General features: G+C 58.8%; 20 protein-coding genes and 1 pseudogene. 12 read left to right on the forward strand and 9 right to left on the reverse strand.

All coding sequences use genetic code 11. The features are described from left to right. Positions 1-8: 8 nt before the first annotated feature. From B723_RS24345 to B723_RS24360, 4 genes are all read right to left on the reverse strand, one after another. The gene (locus tag B723_RS24345; protein ID WP_017339352.1) at positions 9-968 is read right to left on the reverse strand and encodes an AraC family transcriptional regulator; all 960 of its coding nucleotides are present in this window, start codon (positions 966-968) and stop codon (positions 9-11) included. 120 nt (positions 969-1,088) lie between these two features. Then, positions 1,089-2,018, reverse strand: coding sequence for a catechol 1,2-dioxygenase (catA, locus tag B723_RS24350; RefSeq protein ID WP_017339353.1), 930 nt, complete (start codon positions 2,016-2,018; stop codon positions 1,089-1,091). Between the two features lie 51 nt (positions 2,019-2,069). After that, a complete protein-coding gene (catC, locus tag B723_RS24355; RefSeq protein ID WP_017339354.1) occupies positions 2,070-2,360 on the reverse strand; it encodes a muconolactone Delta-isomerase in 291 nt (96 codons plus the stop codon). Between the two features lie 10 nt (positions 2,361-2,370). Further along, positions 2,371-3,519 carry a muconate cycloisomerase family protein gene (locus B723_RS24360; protein ID WP_017339355.1) on the reverse strand — a complete coding sequence of 383 codons (1,149 nt, stop codon included), beginning with the start codon at positions 3,517-3,519 and terminating at the stop codon, positions 2,371-2,373. A gap of 127 nt (positions 3,520-3,646) precedes the next feature. On the opposite strand from B723_RS24360, the gene B723_RS24365 reads away from it, so the two are divergent. The 7 genes from B723_RS24365 (at position 3,647) to B723_RS24395 (ending at position 8,300) form a co-directional block, all read left to right on the forward strand. Next, positions 3,647-4,531, forward strand: coding sequence for a LysR family transcriptional regulator (locus B723_RS24365; RefSeq protein ID WP_017339356.1), 885 nt, complete (start codon positions 3,647-3,649; stop codon positions 4,529-4,531). Between the two features lie 190 nt (positions 4,532-4,721). Further along, positions 4,722-5,381 (forward strand): hypothetical protein, encoded by a 660-nt coding sequence (locus tag B723_RS24370; RefSeq protein ID WP_017339357.1) that lies wholly within the window; start codon positions 4,722-4,724, stop codon positions 5,379-5,381. After that, complete coding sequence (locus B723_RS24375) at positions 5,378-5,785, forward strand: PAAR domain-containing protein (RefSeq protein WP_017339358.1); 408 nt, start codon at positions 5,378-5,380, stop codon at positions 5,783-5,785. Before B723_RS24370 ends, B723_RS24375 begins: the two co-directional genes overlap by 4 nt. After that, the gene (locus B723_RS24380) at positions 5,782-6,354 is read left to right on the forward strand and encodes a DUF4123 domain-containing protein (RefSeq protein WP_017339359.1); all 573 of its coding nucleotides are present in this window, start codon (positions 5,782-5,784) and stop codon (positions 6,352-6,354) included. The genes B723_RS24375 and B723_RS24380 overlap by 4 nt, the downstream gene beginning before the upstream one ends. Next, complete coding sequence (locus tag B723_RS24385; RefSeq protein WP_017339360.1) at positions 6,347-6,712, forward strand: hypothetical protein; 366 nt, start codon at positions 6,347-6,349, stop codon at positions 6,710-6,712. The genes B723_RS24380 and B723_RS24385 overlap by 8 nt, the downstream gene beginning before the upstream one ends. 13 nt (positions 6,713-6,725) lie before the next feature. Further along, positions 6,726-7,550: a Tox-REase-5 domain-containing protein gene (locus tag B723_RS33815; RefSeq protein ID WP_031319001.1), complete on the forward strand. Its 825-nt coding sequence runs from the start codon at positions 6,726-6,728 to the stop codon at positions 7,548-7,550. Positions 7,551-7,580: 30 nt separating this feature from the next. Then, on the forward strand, positions 7,581-8,300 hold the full coding sequence (locus B723_RS24395; protein WP_017339362.1) for an Imm52 family immunity protein: 720 nt from the start codon (positions 7,581-7,583) through the stop codon (positions 8,298-8,300). A gap of 19 nt (positions 8,301-8,319) precedes the next feature. On the opposite strand, the gene B723_RS24400 is transcribed toward B723_RS24395, so the two are convergent. After that, entirely contained in the window at positions 8,320-9,219 is a 900-nt protein-coding gene (locus B723_RS24400; protein ID WP_017339363.1) for a polysaccharide deacetylase family protein, read from the reverse strand. 100 nt (positions 9,220-9,319) lie between these two features. After that, positions 9,320-9,477 (reverse strand): annotated as a pseudogene (locus B723_RS33155) (ABC transporter substrate-binding protein); the annotation flags it as partial. A gap of 106 nt (positions 9,478-9,583) precedes the next feature. On the opposite strand from B723_RS33155, the gene B723_RS24405 reads away from it, so the two are divergent. The 3 genes from B723_RS24405 to B723_RS24415 all read left to right on the forward strand — a co-directional run bounded on the left by B723_RS24405 (position 9,584) and on the right by B723_RS24415 (position 11,229). Beyond that, positions 9,584-10,264, forward strand: a complete 681-nt coding sequence (locus B723_RS24405; protein WP_017339365.1) for an SOS response-associated peptidase — start codon at positions 9,584-9,586, stop codon at positions 10,262-10,264. Between the two features lie 272 nt (positions 10,265-10,536). Further along, positions 10,537-10,809 carry a hypothetical protein gene (locus tag B723_RS24410; RefSeq protein WP_017339366.1) on the forward strand — a complete coding sequence of 91 codons (273 nt, stop codon included), beginning with the start codon at positions 10,537-10,539 and terminating at the stop codon, positions 10,807-10,809. Positions 10,810-11,001: 192 nt separating this feature from the next. Continuing rightward, entirely contained in the window at positions 11,002-11,229 is a 228-nt protein-coding gene (locus B723_RS24415; RefSeq protein ID WP_017339367.1) for a DUF6555 family protein, read from the forward strand. Positions 11,230-11,352: 123 nt separating this feature from the next. On the opposite strand, the gene B723_RS33510 is transcribed toward B723_RS24415, so the two are convergent. The 3 genes from B723_RS33510 to B723_RS24425 all read right to left on the reverse strand — a co-directional run bounded on the left by B723_RS33510 (position 11,353) and on the right by B723_RS24425 (position 12,589). Then, the gene (locus tag B723_RS33510; protein WP_017339368.1) at positions 11,353-11,514 is read right to left on the reverse strand and encodes a hypothetical protein; all 162 of its coding nucleotides are present in this window, start codon (positions 11,512-11,514) and stop codon (positions 11,353-11,355) included. A gap of 65 nt (positions 11,515-11,579) precedes the next feature. Further along, positions 11,580-11,891: an AzlD domain-containing protein gene (locus B723_RS24420; RefSeq protein WP_193393033.1), complete on the reverse strand. Its 312-nt coding sequence runs from the start codon at positions 11,889-11,891 to the stop codon at positions 11,580-11,582. Continuing rightward, positions 11,891-12,589, reverse strand: a complete 699-nt coding sequence (locus B723_RS24425; protein WP_017339370.1) for an AzlC family ABC transporter permease — start codon at positions 12,587-12,589, stop codon at positions 11,891-11,893. Before B723_RS24425 ends, B723_RS24420 begins: the two co-directional genes overlap by 1 nt. 174 nt (positions 12,590-12,763) lie before the next feature. Between B723_RS24425 and B723_RS24430 the strand changes: the two genes are divergently transcribed. Both B723_RS24430 and B723_RS24435 read left to right on the forward strand, forming a co-directional pair. Next, complete coding sequence (locus tag B723_RS24430) at positions 12,764-13,138, forward strand: DUF2784 domain-containing protein (protein WP_017339371.1); 375 nt, start codon at positions 12,764-12,766, stop codon at positions 13,136-13,138. Positions 13,139-13,162: 24 nt separating this feature from the next. Beyond that, positions 13,163-14,080, forward strand: coding sequence for a LysR family transcriptional regulator (locus tag B723_RS24435; RefSeq protein ID WP_017339372.1), 918 nt, complete (start codon positions 13,163-13,165; stop codon positions 14,078-14,080). The last annotated feature ends 3 nt before the right edge of the window (positions 14,081-14,083 follow it).

Raw genomic sequence — 14,083 nt, forward strand, 5'->3', positions numbered from 1 at the left:
CGCATGATTCACTCCCGCCGCTTCAACGTATCCGAAGGCAACTCCCCAAACTGCTTGCGATAGTTATCCGAAAACCGCCCCAAATGCAGAAACCCATAATCCATCGCCACCTCAGTGACGTTTCGCACATTGCAGGTCGGGTCGATCAGGCATGCATTGATACGTTCCAGGCGTTTCTGCCGAATGTAATTTTTCGGCGTGGTGCCGGCGTTGCGTTCGAACAACCCGTACAGCGAACGCAGGCTCATCCGCGCCTGTCGCGCCAGTTCTTCGCTATCGATGTCCTGCTTGAGGTTGCGGGCGATGTAGTCGGCGATCACCTCGAACGTCGCCGTCTGTGAGCCAAGGCTGATACGGCTGACATTGGTCTGCATCAGGCTGAGCATCTTGCTGACGATGATCTGCGCGTAGTGCTCCTGCACTTTTGGAATCTGCTCGGTGGCTTCGGCTTCCTGGCAAATCATCGCCAGCAGGCCGACAAAACCTTCCAGCTCATTGAGCTGATAACGGTTCTCCAGGAACCGCACGCCCTGCGCCGGATAGCGCCAGCGTTGCTCGTCGCAGACCGATTCCAGCAACGACGTCGGGACTTTGAGGATGAATTTTTCGCAATCGTCGGAGTACGTCAGGTCTACCGGATCATCGGGGTTGATCAGCAGCAATTCGCCAGGGGCGAAGTAATGTTCCTGACCGTGACCACGCCACAGGCAATTGCCGCGCAGCAAAACTTGCAGGTGATAGATGGTTTCCAGCGCGCCGGAAGTGACGCGAACGCTGCCGCCGTAGCTGATGCGGCACAGGTCGAGACTGGCGAACTTGCGGTGATTGAGACTGGCCAGCGGGTGCCCGGCGCGGGGCATCAGGATGCAATGATTACCGACATGCTGATTGACGTAGCCCGACACCGCGTACGGGTCGGCATGGTCGAATACGGAGCTGCGCTGACTCAACAGTTGCGCTTGCATCATCGGGTCACTCTCATTGTTGTTATAGGTTGCGTCGGGCCATTCTAGGGCACTGCCCGAAACACACAAAGCCACGAGATAAACGGTCGGTTATCTCGTGGCCCGGTTCGGCAGTCGAGGTGATCAGTCCTCGAGTGCGCGAACCCGCTCGTGACGTTGCTGCTCTTCAGGCTGGGCAGACGACTGCAAGGTGAAATCGAATTCGATTTCGGCAAAGCGCCCGCTCACGCCGTAGGCCGCCGCACGTGCCTGATCATCGCTGAAGGTGATCTTCGCGATCAGCTCGTCACGGGTGGCGTAGGCGAAATCGTCGTGCAGGTATTGATCGCCATCGAGGTTGATCTGGGTGGTCAGGTGACGATGATCCGGTGCCGAGATGAAGAAGTGCACGTGCGCCGGACGCTGGCCGTGACGGCCCAGTTGATCGAGCAGTTGCTGGGTCGGACCGTCCGGTGGGCAACCGTAGCCCGACGGCACGATGCTGCGGAAACGGTAACGGCCTTCGGCATCGGTGACGATACGGCGACGCAGGTTGAATTCCGATTGCGTGGTATCGAAGTACGAGTAAGTGCCGCCCGTGTTGGCGTGCCAGACATCCACCACGGCGCCGGCCAACGGTTCGCCAGCGGTATTGAACACTCGGCCCTGCATGAACAGCGTCACACCCGGATCGACGCCATCATCCAGACGCGCTTCGCCCTGGGACAACGGTGCACCGGCCACGTACAGCGGCCCTTCGATGGTCCGCGGCGTGCCACCCGCCTTGCCGGCCTGCTCGTCTTCGGCGTCCATCAGCAGGTCCAGGTAATGTTCCAGACCGAGCCCGGCCACCACCAGCCCGGCTTCCTGACGCGCACCCAGTACGTTGAGGTAGTTGATGGCTTTCCAGAATTCTTCCGGGGTCACGGCGAGATCTTCGATGATGTTCACCGAGTCACGCAGGATGCGGTAGATCAGTGCCTTGACCCGCGGGTTGCCGGCGTCATTGAGCAGGCCGCTGGCCTCTTCGAGAAATTTCTGGGCGCTGGCAGTGTGGGAAATCTTGACGTTCATGGTGGTTCCTCATCTTGTAATTATTAGCGTAGCGAACTGAACAGGCTGGGTTCAGCGGTCATCCTCGCGGATGGAAGAAGGATGCCGGCACATCGCGGTGACTTCGATCGCCATGTACGGATACAGCGGCAATTGCATCAGCAGGTCGTGGAGCTCTTGAACGCTGTCGACATCAAACACGCTGTAATTGGCGTAAAGCCCGGCGATGCGCCACAGGTGACGCCACTTGCCTTGTTCTTGCAGGCGCTGGGCGAGCGCTTTTTCGTCAGCCTTCAATCGGGCGGCTGCTTCAGGATTCATGTCGACCGGCAGGTTCACGGTCATTTTTACGTGGAACAGCATAAGGCTCTCCTCAAGCAAGATGAATGGCAGTAGAGGTTTTGTCGCGACGGAAGAACGCCAGGCGCTCTTCATCGAGGCTCAGGCCCAGGCCCGGGGTTTTCGGTACGTGCAGCTCGAAATCGCGATAGACCAGCGGCTCGCTGAGGATGTCTTCGGTGAGCAGCAGCGGGCCGAACAGCTCGGTGTCCCACGCCAGTTTGTTCAGCGTGACAAATGCATGGGCCGAAGCCAGTGTGCCGATGCCACCTTCAAGCATGGTGCCGCCGTACAGGCCAATGCCGGCCGCTTCGGCAATCGCGGCCGTTCGCAGCACGGCACGCGGGCCGCCGTTCTTGGCGATCTTAAGGGCGAACACCGACGCAGCGCCTTCACGCGCCAGGTTGAACGCATCTTCAACGCACTCGATGGATTCGTCGGCCATGATCGGTGCCGGGCTCATGGTGTTCAGGCGCGCCATGCCGGCGCGATTGTTGCGCGAAATCGGCTGTTCGATCAGGTCGATGCCGTTGGTGCCGAGGATCCGGCAGGCACGCAGCGCGACGGCTTCGTCCCAGGCCTGATTGACATCGACCCGCACGCTGGCGCGATCACCCAGGGCTTTCTTGATCGCGATGACGTGGGCCAGGTCGCGATTGACTTCGCCGGCACCGATTTTCAGTTTGAAGATGCGATGGCGGCGCAGGTCGAGCATTTTTTCCGCTTCGGCGATGTCCTTGTCGGTGTCGCCACTGGCCAGGGTCCAGGCCACCGGCAGTGCATCGCGAACCCGCCCGCCCAACAGTTCGCTGACCGGCAGGCCGAGTCGTTTGCCCTGGGCGTCGAGCAACGCGGTTTCGATACCTGACTTGGCGAAGGTGTTGCCCCGGATGCTGCGCTCCAGGCGTAACATCGCGGCGTTCACGTTGGCGCTGTCCTGGCCCAGCAACAGCGGCGCGAAGTGGCGGTCGATGTTGGTCTTGATGCTGTCCGGGCTTTCGTTGCCATACGCCAGGCCACCGATGGTGGTGGATTCGCCAATACCTTCAATGCCATCGGCGCAACGCACGCGAATGATTACCAGGGTCTGGTTCTGCATGGTGTGCATCGCCAGCTTGTGCGGGCGGATGGTCGGCAGATCGACGATGATCGTCTCGATCGATTCAATGGCAGTTTCCAGCATGGCGATACCCGTCAGGTTCTTAAAGTTCTGGAACCGATTCTGGTACGGCTTTTTTCGGGAAGCCAATATAGAATTGGTCTGACTTGATACCTTAAAGGTATGCAACTGGATTGTTTGCGGAGGCCTCATGGAACTGCGTCACCTGCGGTATTTTCAGGTGTTGGCTCAAACCCTCAACTTCACCCGCGCCGCTGAATTGCTGCACATCACCCAGCCGCCGCTGAGCCGGCAGATTCAGCAGCTGGAAGACGAACTCGGGGTGTTGTTGCTGGAACGCGGCAGGCCGCTGAAGCTGACCGACGCCGGTCGGTTTTTCCATGAGCACTCCACCGCCCTGCTCGAGCAACTGGGCAAGGTCTGCGACAACACACGACGGATAGGCCTGGGCGAAAAAACCTGGCTGGGCATCGGTTTTGCGCCGTCGACACTCTATGGCGTGCTGCCGGAACTGATCCGCCGTTTGCGCAGCGGCGAGCCTCTGGAGCTTGAGCTCGGGCTCTCGGAAATGACCACGCTGCAACAGGTGCAGGCGCTCAAGGCCGGTCGGATCGACATCGGTTTCGGGCGGATCCGCATCGACGACCCGGCCATTATCCAGACTGTCTTGACGGAAGACCGCCTGGTCGCCGCCCTGCCCGCCGGCCATCCATTGCTGGCCGGACCGATCAGCCTGCGCGATCTGGCGAAGGAACCCTTCGTGCTGTACCCCGGCAATCCGCGTCCCAGCTACGCCGACCATGTGATCGCGTTGTTCGAGTCGTATGGTGTGAGCATCCATGTGGCGCAATGGACCAACGAGCTGCAAACCGCCATCGGTCTCGTGGGCGCGGGAATCGGTGTCACCCTGGTGCCGGCCTCAGTGCAATTGCTGCACCGCGACGACATCGGTTTCACGCCGCTGCTGGAAGACAACGCGACTTCGCCTATCATCCTTAGCCGGCGCGTAGGCGATGTCTCGCCGGGGTTGAATCATTGTTTGCGGATGATTGATGAGTTATTGCCGAGGGACTGACCGGCGAACGCACGACCAGAATTCAGATACATTTGGTCACAACTTCCTGCCCGACCCGACTTTGTCGGCTGCAGGGAACAGGTCATCATGCCCTGCGCAGAGAATGCGGCAACACCCTGTCTCATCTTTTTGCAGTCCGAATGGAATTCGGCAGTTACGGTTTTGCGACGGTAACGTTCAAGGAGTAAGGATGCTTCGCCCATCGACATTCAAGTCATCCATTCGCCTGTATGGTCTGCTCAAAAATGTGAGCGGTGCTCAGGCCGGACTCGCGCTGACGACCCGAAACAGCCAGGGACACCCTGCCGTCCAGGCCTTCGTTTCCAGGCTGGACGCTGAAATCATGGCCCGCACGTGCGGTGATGACGATCTGCAGGTGCGGCCTCTCTCGCAATTCTTTGACCCTGACTCTTTCCTCGCCGCCAATCGTGGTTGGCTGACGCTGCATATCGGTTGCGGTTTCGCCGCTCACACCGACAGGCTGATCGAGACCGATAAACGATTACGCCCCATGGGTTGGTTCATTCACGCCGATATCGGGAAGTGGACGTCTGACCACTACGTGTGTTGGGGCGAGCAACTTTCCCGCCAGCTCCAGGCGACTTACGACGCTGCCGGCCTGCATCACTACAACTCCCTGCTCAACGAACTGGATGACGCACCGGCGTACGATCTCCAGTGGCATACCACAGAAGCCCTCAACGCTTTACCGGGCGGTGCCTGCACCACCGCTCCCCCCACACAGGTTGCACTGTTTGACGCTATCGAATGTCGATGGTGTTTCGCAAAATCGAATGCTCAAGGAAACAGCTTGCACGATACACGCGTGCTTCAAGGAGGATTGTCATGAGTGGAAAACCTGCAGCACGGGTCACCGACCCTACGGCGTGTCCACTTCCGGGTCACGGTACGAACCCTATTGTCAGCGGTTCGGCGGATGTCTTTTTCGACGGACTGGCCGCCGCCCGGCAAACCGACACAACGGCCTGCGGAAGCGCACTGACGAGCAACGTCGTTCCCAATGTGCTGATCAATGGCCTGCCGGCGGTGACCATCGGGACGTTGGGTAATCACGGAAACGTTGTGGTGGGTGGATCCGGCACTGTCATCATCGGAATGAGTGGTGGCGGGGCCGCGGTATCAGCGGTCGCTTCGTTGCTCAAACTTCCGACGCTGTGCCTTCCCTGCTTGCTGGCGGCAGCCAAAAGGAACGCGAGTTTTGTTCCGCTGGAAAATCTCGGGGCCTCCCAATGATCCCGGACGACCAGACAATTCTTGTCGATCCGCAAACCCGGAATTCGTTGCAGACGATTCAGCGTGCTCGCCGAGCGAATCCCGGTCTGCGTCACTACGCATTGGTTGACGGCGCGCGCTATCTGACGCTGACCAAACGCTTCGATGAGCCCGGTGACCGGGTTCAATGGCAATGGTTGCTGGAAGGCACCGAGCTGGATGAAATCAAGCACGCAGGCCCGGCACTGGTGACCTTTACCGATGAAGACCCGCTCAGCGATCAGCTACTGCTATGGCTGATCGGCAGGGACCAGCAATCGCCCCTGGTGTCCTGGCTGTGGAGTGAACAGGGGTTCGAAACCCTCGCCGCCCACCTGAAAAGCCAGTTGTTTACCCGCCTCCCGGACGGTCGTCGTGCGTTGTTCCGCTATTACAACCCGACCGTGCGCCAGGCCCTCGAACCGGTTTTGACCGAGACGCAACAGGCGGAGCTCATGTCCGGCATCCTGTTCTGGCAAACCTGGCGACCCTTGCAGCGGGATTACCTGACCTTCAATGCACCGAAAAAAACGGAGGTTACCAGTGCTTGAACTCAGTGCAGAACAACTCGAACAACTGGATCACATCCGTCAGGACGAAGTCATCGACAAGCTCCTGCTCGAAGTTCGCCAGCAAGACCCCGCGTGGTTCGCAAAAGTAGGTGAACCCAAGGCCAGCGCGTATCTCAGACAGCTACGTGATGAGGCCGAAGCGTTTGGTATCGTGGCCCCCGAAGAAACCGAACTGTTCATGCGCTATGGGTTGTACAAGCCGGGCTTTCAGACATCGCCAGGGTTTGTGGAATGGATGCAACGCCCTGTTGCCGATACGCCGGAACAACGTTTTCGAGATTACGACAGCGTCATGCAATACATTGACTCACTAAAGGAATGGCCACGCGCCAAGTAAACCAGGGACGACAATGAGCAACCTTCTGAAAACACCCGGAACCGCAGGCTCCGGCGAACAACTCGCCCGAGGGCCGTTTCCCGTCCCTCGCGGAGGCATGCGCGGTCCTTTCGAAGGAATCAGGGTTCCACCACCCACCCGCATGCCTGCGCCACCGCCCCGCCCTGCTCCCATGCCGGCACCGCAACCGGCGCCCAAGCCGATGCCAATGCCGCAGCCGCAGGTTCAACCGAAACTTCAAACCGACCAGAAAACCGACGCACCACCGGTGACTCGCGAACAAACGCGTCAGAAAGAAGAGCAGTGCAAGAGCGAGAAAAAAGATTGCGTGGACTGCCCTCCGGACAAAGGCGTGATGGCGATCGCCAACAACGGTAAAGGTCACAGCATGTCTGACCTGTCCTCTCGCTATCAGCAATGGGTGACGAACTTCCCCTACCCGAACGAATGGCGGTGGAGCAACACCTGGTGGGACGGCTTTGACAAAAGCCGATGCACATTACTGGAGGCCAAGGCACGCTATGCCTTCATGTTCTTCCCTGTCCTGAATACCCCTCGGCCTTGGGCCAATGTCAGAGAAGAATTGATCGCCCCCGCCAGAGCACATTCACAGAAAGCCAGGCCTACGCCTCCTGTTTCGGTGGAGTGGCATTTCATGCAACGCGTGGTCTACGAATACTGTTCAGAACAATACAGCGACCTTGGCCTGACCAACCTGAGGGCGTTCTGGAACCCCCTGCCCGGTACCAAGGACCAGGAGGAATACGACGAGCTGCGCAAGGAAGAAGAGAAGCAAATGGAGGAGTACTACAGAGATAACCCGGGATTGATCGCCTAGTCCGACCCGCAACGCATTCAAGGTGTCAGCATGACCAACTTCAAAAGCTTCATCTTCACACTCAGGTTCAACAAGCAGGCCATTACGTCACTTCCCCTTGAGCTGCAGATAGAAAAAGCGGCCAGGTTTTTGCGAGAGCTCGGGGCCATCAGCCCGCTTCTGGCCAACTGGTATCTGCAAGGGAAAAGCCTTAAGGACTCGCTTGCAACCAATGTCAGTACCGACACTCAAGCGCTGATCGACAAGGTTAAACGAGCTCATGATCCCGAGCTGCCTGACCTGACCGAATTTTCGGTGTGGAACGCCATCGAGGACCCGCTTGAGGGAGGTGTCGCTTTTCATTACAGCGCACACAATCTCGACTCCATGTCCGCCCTGTCCTTCGAGGACGCCGGTGCCCTGTTGATGAAGTTTGAACACCCGCAGGAGATGTTCACGGAAATCATCAGCCTGGCCGTGAACATCTGGCCTGAAATTGACTGGGTCACCCTCGTACCGGCCCATTACTTCAGAAAAGGACGTGTCTTCAAGGACCGACAGACGATTGGATGGATCGGCTTTTGCCCCAAATCGTTGAACCTCGCAGACTTCCCCCAGGCACACAAACTAATTCCTGTGCCTGACCGGGGAACCCTTGTCATCAGCTGCCCTGAGGTGATGAACGAGCAAAACCTCGACCACGTTGAACGGGTTGGGGATATCGATACAAAACTGGTGGAGCTGGGTTATTTGCCGATGTTTCTGAACTGAAGCCTGGCCGACGAGCGGATCAGTTCGCGTCCGCTCCCCAGATCCAGTTCCAGATCCCCGGCAATTTCACCGGTTGTGAACTGTCGCGAACAGTACGCGCCATCGCCGCCCGTTGCAGCTCGGCTTGATCGTCATAGAACGGCTTCTGCGCCGCTTTCAATCCGGTCGCCTGTGCGCTATCCAGCAGGATTTGCAAGTACTCGCGGGCATGCCGGGCGGTGTAGCGATTGAGGTCGTGGAAGGTCACCACCACCGGGATCACGCCGTCCACGGTGGGCAGTTCGCCCAACGCAATGCGCTCTCGCACTTCCGACAGCTGTCGCAGCATGTTGGCCCGCCGCCGGGGACTGGCATTGAAGCCCCAGATCTTGCCGTCGTTGGCACTCAAGTCGGTCAGCAACACGTGCAAGCCGTGCTTTTGATAAGCCGCGAAGACCCGTTTGTCATAGTTCCAGAATGGCGGACGCACCAGGGTCGGTGGCGTGCCGGTGATCGCGGCAATATCGGCACTGCCCTTGGTCAGCGACTGTTCCAGTTCTTCCGGGCTCAGGGAACGGTGATTGGTGTGCCAGTGAGTGCCCGTGTGAAAACCCAGTATCTGCCCGTCGGCGTGTTCGCGGCGCATGACCTCGCGACCGATGTCGCTATCGCCCGCCCGTGGCGCGCCGGTCTGTACGAAGAACACCGCTTTGAGGTTCGGTTGCACCGGGTTCGTGGCCAGGCTGTCGAGAATGGTGATCGTCGGATTCCAGAAACTCGACGCGCTGGGACCGTCATCGAAGGTCAGCAGAAAACGGATCGGCGGTTGCGCGCGCAGCCGCTGTTCCGTCTGCGCCGTCATTTCGATGGGAGCCGCAATGCAACCCGCCAGCCCGACGGCAATGGCGAGTGCGCAGAAAACCTTGAACAGCTGTTTCATGGAGTGCCCTGGACCAGACCGTTGAGCCCGCACACATGTGCAGGCGCCGGTTGGATCAGGTTACACAGTGTTTGGTTCCAGCGCTGCCATGCAGCGTCGGTTACTGGTTGAGGGCCTGCTGGAACGAGCTGTCGATGATCGGCACGGTTGCCAGTGCCGAAGGCAGTGCCTTGACCTTGAACAGGACGTCCGCCGTGCCCTGCAAATCTTGGCCGCCTGCGCGTCTACCGGGCCGACGGTCATGTGCGCCTCCAGTAGGCGACTTTCCTGCCCTTGAGGTCGGCGATGGTTTTCACCGGTGAATCCTTGGCGCACGTGATCTGAGGCACGACTATGCTGAAACCTCCGACGGGAGGATTCGGTCATGTGCGGACGACTGTCGCAGTACCGGGGCATCCACGATTTTGTCGCGGTACTGAGCATTCCCGATGCGCTGATCAACCATGTCGGCGACGAGCCGTTGGCCCGCTATAACGCGGCGCCGACTCATCAACTGGCGTTGTTTCACCAGGAGGACGTTGGGCTTGTGGCTGACAAGGTGCGTTGGGGCTGGCGGCCGCATTGGGCGAAGGATCGCGCGGCGCCGATCAATGCCCGCGTCGAAAAAGTCGCCCATGGCCCGTTCTTCCGCACGATCTGGCCGCACCGCGCAATCGTACCGATTGATAACTGGTTCGAATGGGTCGATGCGGGAGACTCGACCCGACAGCCGTGGCTCATCCGTCGACGGGACCGCGCGCCGATTTTCTGTGCCGCGATTGGACGGTTTCCTACGAATAGCGAGGAAGCGCGAGACGACGACGGTTTCGTGATCATTACCGCAGACAGCGCCGGCGGCATGCTAGATATTCATGACCGCCGACCGGTGGTTCTGTCGCCAGAACTGGCAAGGGAATGGCTCGACCCCGCCACTCCCCGGGAACGCGCCGAACAGATGGCCTTGTGGCAAGGCGAAGGCAGTGAGGTATTCGAGTGGTACAAGGTCGGCAAAGCCATTGGCAACGTCAGGAACCAGGGCGCTGAGCTTATTGATGAGCAGAGATGAAACTATCAGTACCGAGACAAACGCAATCGTATTTAACACCTGTCGATACAGGCTAATAACTTGAACGTTACAAAGAGTGTTTCACCCAAGAAACACTTGTAGAAGTCTGGCGATTTGATCCTTCAACCGCTTGTCTGACATCTGCATCGGCGTACATACATTTAGAATGACTACGGATAGCATGCGCGCCGCATTTCCATCGGCACCGCCCAGTTGACCAAAAAGTCAACAATTAAGGAAATCCCACAACTACAAGCCTTGCAGAGAACTAAATGCGCGACGATTTTGCAATTGATCAAGTCGTTAGTCTGGAGTGCGTTTATCTTTCGATGACAGAACACTTTCGACTTAACTGTTTTATCGAACATTACATCAAGACCCGTGACCTGCGATCAGTTCCGGGGATCGACGGCATCCTGCGTTCAACCCTCGGGCACTATCCGGGCAAGCCTCCGGTGATGGTCAACGAGCTGAGTGCATGGATCGACAAGACCTTGGGCTATCGGGCTTCCCATCCCGATGTGTTGCAGCTGGACGACGCTTGAAACCACACTCGGGGACCCGTTTGGCAAAAGAACTGAACGAACCCGCCGTCGAAAGACTCTCAACAACTGAGGCTCGCTGAGCCTCATCTGTTTTCAGCCGTCTTATTTCTGCACGAAGCTCGCCCCGCAGATCTCTATGAATGTCCTGTTCGACGACTAAGCCAACGACTTGGCTGGCTTCACGAGAAATACATGAGCGAACTCGTTCCTTATGCCGTGCATTACATGTTCGACGGTGTGCGAAAGCATTTTTTCAAACTGGCGGTGCATTTTTCTGATGTCGATGCCATACATTCGGCGTCTGCGCATGCTTATCCGGAATCCGATCGAAAGATCGCCGTACATGCCACCCTTGAAACGGCACGTATCAAGGCGCAGCAATTGGGTATTACCCAGATTCGCTGGAATGTGTCGATCTGATTGGCCTATACAACAAAGCCCCGGTTGATTCGGGGCTTTGTTGTAGGTGTAGATTGGTTGGGGTTGGGGGCATATCCGTTTCTGCGGTAACGGCGGCTATTGGTTCCGCCCTTACCCCAGAGCTCAGGGCTTCAACGGAAACTCCATATCACGGTCCGGCAATTCTTTCCCGTCATCAGGGTGCTTCCAGGTCGGCGACGAACGCCTCTGGCGCTCGAGCTCTTCTTCCGTCGGTTCATCCATGTCTTCATCATCCGGATCCGGACGCTTTGGTTCAGTAGCCATGCTCACCTCTCTTCCTAAGGGATCCGTCATCAACTTTAAGCGTAGATCAGTTTCGAAAACCCGGTTCAAAGCCACCAGCGCAGCAAAAAGAAAAACCCCATGCTCAACAGCATGCTGAGCAAGGTATTGCGGGTGTACAGCACCAGCCCCACCGCCACCAGCGAACTGATCAGATACGGATTGTCCCACTGCAAATTCAGCTGCTTGTCCGGCATGAACACAATCGGCCCGCAAATCGCGGTCAGCATGCCCGGCACCGCAAAACCAAGAAACTGCCGGGCGTTGCTGCTCAGGCGCAGCGGCAGGCGCGGTTCGAGAAACACGTAGCGGTTGAGGAATACCAGAATTCCCATACCGATAATCACGGCCCAGACCATCATGTGCGTCCACCGTAGAATTTATTGCAGACGAAGCCCGCCGTCATGCCCGCCAACCCCGACAGCACCAGCGCCGAGCCCCATTGCCAATAGCTGAACAACACCGAACAGAACAGCGACACCGCCACGCAAACCACGGTCGGTACGTTGCGCACCACCGGGGTGATCAGGGCGATGAAGGTTGCGGCGATGGAGAAATCCAGACCCAGATGCTCCAGCCCCGGAATGCTGGAGCCGAGCACAATGCCAGCAAGGGTGAAGAGGTTCCAGGCGATGTAAAACGTCAGGCCGACGCCCAGCGCGTACCAGCGGTTGAACTGCTGTTTGTCATGCTGGCTGGTCAGGGCAAACAACTCGTCGGTGAGCAAAAAGCCCAACCCTGCACGCCAGCGCCCCGGCAGCGGCGAAATCACCGAGCGCATGCTCATGCCATAGAGTAAATGCTGGGAGGTCAGCAGCAACGTGGTCAGCAGAATCGAAAATATCCCGGCACCGCCCTTGAGCATCCCGATGGCCACCAGTTGCGCCGCACCGGCAAACACGATGCTCGACAACCCCTGGCCTTGCAGCGGCGTGAGGTTGGCTTCGATGGCCATGGAACCGGCCAGCAATCCCCACGGTGCGGTTGCCAGGGATAACGGCATGATCGCCGCGGCGCCGCGGAGAAACGCGCTGCGCGGCACGAGTGAATTGGACATAACGCTCTACAACCAGAGAAAGACGTCAAACTGTGCCAGCAGTCGCCGCCGATGGCTTGAACAATCTTGCGCACTGCTGCAAACGGCAGGATGCGCGCCGGGTTAGCTGATTTTCGTGATTGGCACTCCGCCCGAGTACCATGGAGCGATCGCATCACGTGTCAGGGAGTCGACATGCTTTACCGAATCGCCGCCGACGGGCTGGTGCTGTTTCACCTGTTGTTCATTCTGTTCGTGCTGTTCGGCGGGCTGCTGGTGCTCAGATGGCATCACCTGCTCTGGTTGCACCTGCCGGCTGCGGCGTGGGGCGTTTGCGTGGAGTTTTTCCATTTGTTCTGCCCGCTGACAGACTGGGAAAACCGCATGCGCCAGGCCGCCGGGCAAACCGGCTATGGCGGCGGTTTCATCGAGCATTACGTGTGGCCGGTCATTTACCCGGCGGGCCTGACACCCGCTATTCAACTGGGCCTCGGCAGCGTGGTGCTGGCGCTCAACGTGCTGGTCTATCTTAGGTTGTTCAGGCTGCGCAAGTTACGCCGGGCCGCCTGAACACTTCCCTCAAAGGATCTGCACATGTTGTCCATCGAAGACCTGGCATTGCTGCAAGCCATTCGGGAAACCGGCAGCCTGTCACGCGCGGCGGCACATCTGGGCAAGGCGCCGTCGACGGTGTCCTATGCGGCGCGGCAACTGGAAGAGCGTTTCGACGCGCTGCTGTTCGATCGGCGCCGCTACCGCCTGCAGCTCACCCCCGCCGGGGAGCTGCTGGTGAATGAAGCGGCGCGGTTGATGCAGGATGTCTCGCGCCTGACCCAACGGGTGCAGCAAGTCGCCAACGGTTGGGAGAGCCGACTGTGGATCGTCACCGACGAGCTGCTGGAGTTCGAGGCCCTGATCCCGGTGATACACGAATTCGACGCGCTGCAATCCGGTGTACCGCTGCGCATCACCCAGGAAGTATTGAAAGGTGTGTGGGAAGCCCTGCGCGAGGGCCGCGCGGACCTGATCATCGGCGCCACCAACGAACCGCCGGCGATCCCTTCCTTGCGCTGGATGCAACTGGGGGAAATGGAATGGGTGTTTGCCGTCTCGCCCAGGCATCCACTGGCCAAGGTTAAAGAACCGATTTCCCGGACAACGGTGACGCAACACCGGGCGATCGTCGTGGCAGATTCGTCCAGAGCCACCGAAGGCAGCACCTATGGCGTCTCCGGTGGGCAACCGGTGCTCGCCGTGCCGACCATGCGCGCGAAAATCCTCGCCCAGTGCGATGGCCTGGGCGTGGGCTGGCTGCCCAGACATCGGGTTGGCTCGTTGCTGAAGAACGGCACGCTGGTCGAGAAACAGATGGCCGATCCCCGGGAACCGAACATTCTGTACGCCGGCTGGCGCGGCGATCATGACGGACGCGCCCTGGGCTGGTGGCTGGAAAAACTCAAGCAGTCGTACCTGGCGACCAGGCTGGTCCAGGGCAGCGACCGGTTCGTCTGAACC

This window comes from Pseudomonas fluorescens NCIMB 11764 (genome assembly GCF_000293885.2).
Taxonomy (GTDB): Bacteria; Pseudomonadota; Gammaproteobacteria; order Pseudomonadales; family Pseudomonadaceae; genus Aquipseudomonas; species Aquipseudomonas fluorescens_B.

What these genes read in the sequence shown, in the direction of transcription:
- B723_RS24345 (WP_017339352.1), bottom strand. Translation starts at nt 968, where the DNA reads ATGATGCAAGCGCAACTGTTGAGTCAGCGCAGCTCCGTATTCGACCAT.
- catA (WP_017339353.1), bottom strand. Translation starts at nt 2,018, where the DNA reads ATGAACGTCAAGATTTCCCACACTGCCAGCGCCCAGAAATTTCTCGAA.
- catC (WP_017339354.1), bottom strand. Translation starts at nt 2,360, where the DNA reads ATGCTGTTCCACGTAAAAATGACCGTGAACCTGCCGGTCGACATGAAT.
- B723_RS24360 (WP_017339355.1), bottom strand. Translation starts at nt 3,519, where the DNA reads ATGCTGGAAACTGCCATTGAATCGATCGAGACGATCATCGTCGATCTG.
- B723_RS24365 (WP_017339356.1), top strand. Translation starts at nt 3,647, where the DNA reads ATGGAACTGCGTCACCTGCGGTATTTTCAGGTGTTGGCTCAAACCCTC.
- B723_RS24370 (WP_017339357.1), top strand. Translation starts at nt 4,722, where the DNA reads ATGCTTCGCCCATCGACATTCAAGTCATCCATTCGCCTGTATGGTCTG.
- B723_RS24375 (WP_017339358.1), top strand. Translation starts at nt 5,378, where the DNA reads ATGAGTGGAAAACCTGCAGCACGGGTCACCGACCCTACGGCGTGTCCA.
- B723_RS24380 (WP_017339359.1), top strand. Translation starts at nt 5,782, where the DNA reads ATGATCCCGGACGACCAGACAATTCTTGTCGATCCGCAAACCCGGAAT.
- B723_RS33815 (WP_031319001.1), top strand. Translation starts at nt 6,726, where the DNA reads ATGAGCAACCTTCTGAAAACACCCGGAACCGCAGGCTCCGGCGAACAA.
- B723_RS24395 (WP_017339362.1), top strand. Translation starts at nt 7,581, where the DNA reads ATGACCAACTTCAAAAGCTTCATCTTCACACTCAGGTTCAACAAGCAG.
- B723_RS24400 (WP_017339363.1), bottom strand. Translation starts at nt 9,219, where the DNA reads ATGAAACAGCTGTTCAAGGTTTTCTGCGCACTCGCCATTGCCGTCGGG.
- B723_RS24405 (WP_017339365.1), top strand. Translation starts at nt 9,584, where the DNA reads ATGTGCGGACGACTGTCGCAGTACCGGGGCATCCACGATTTTGTCGCG.
- B723_RS24410 (WP_017339366.1), top strand. Translation starts at nt 10,537, where the DNA reads ATGCGCGACGATTTTGCAATTGATCAAGTCGTTAGTCTGGAGTGCGTT.
- B723_RS24415 (WP_017339367.1), top strand. Translation starts at nt 11,002, where the DNA reads ATGAGCGAACTCGTTCCTTATGCCGTGCATTACATGTTCGACGGTGTG.
- B723_RS33510 (WP_017339368.1), bottom strand. Translation starts at nt 11,514, where the DNA reads ATGGCTACTGAACCAAAGCGTCCGGATCCGGATGATGAAGACATGGAT.
- B723_RS24420 (WP_193393033.1), bottom strand. Translation starts at nt 11,891, where the DNA reads ATGGTCTGGGCCGTGATTATCGGTATGGGAATTCTGGTATTCCTCAAC.
- B723_RS24425 (WP_017339370.1), bottom strand. Translation starts at nt 12,589, where the DNA reads ATGTCCAATTCACTCGTGCCGCGCAGCGCGTTTCTCCGCGGCGCCGCG.
- B723_RS24430 (WP_017339371.1), top strand. Translation starts at nt 12,764, where the DNA reads ATGCTTTACCGAATCGCCGCCGACGGGCTGGTGCTGTTTCACCTGTTG.
- B723_RS24435 (WP_017339372.1), top strand. Translation starts at nt 13,163, where the DNA reads ATGTTGTCCATCGAAGACCTGGCATTGCTGCAAGCCATTCGGGAAACC.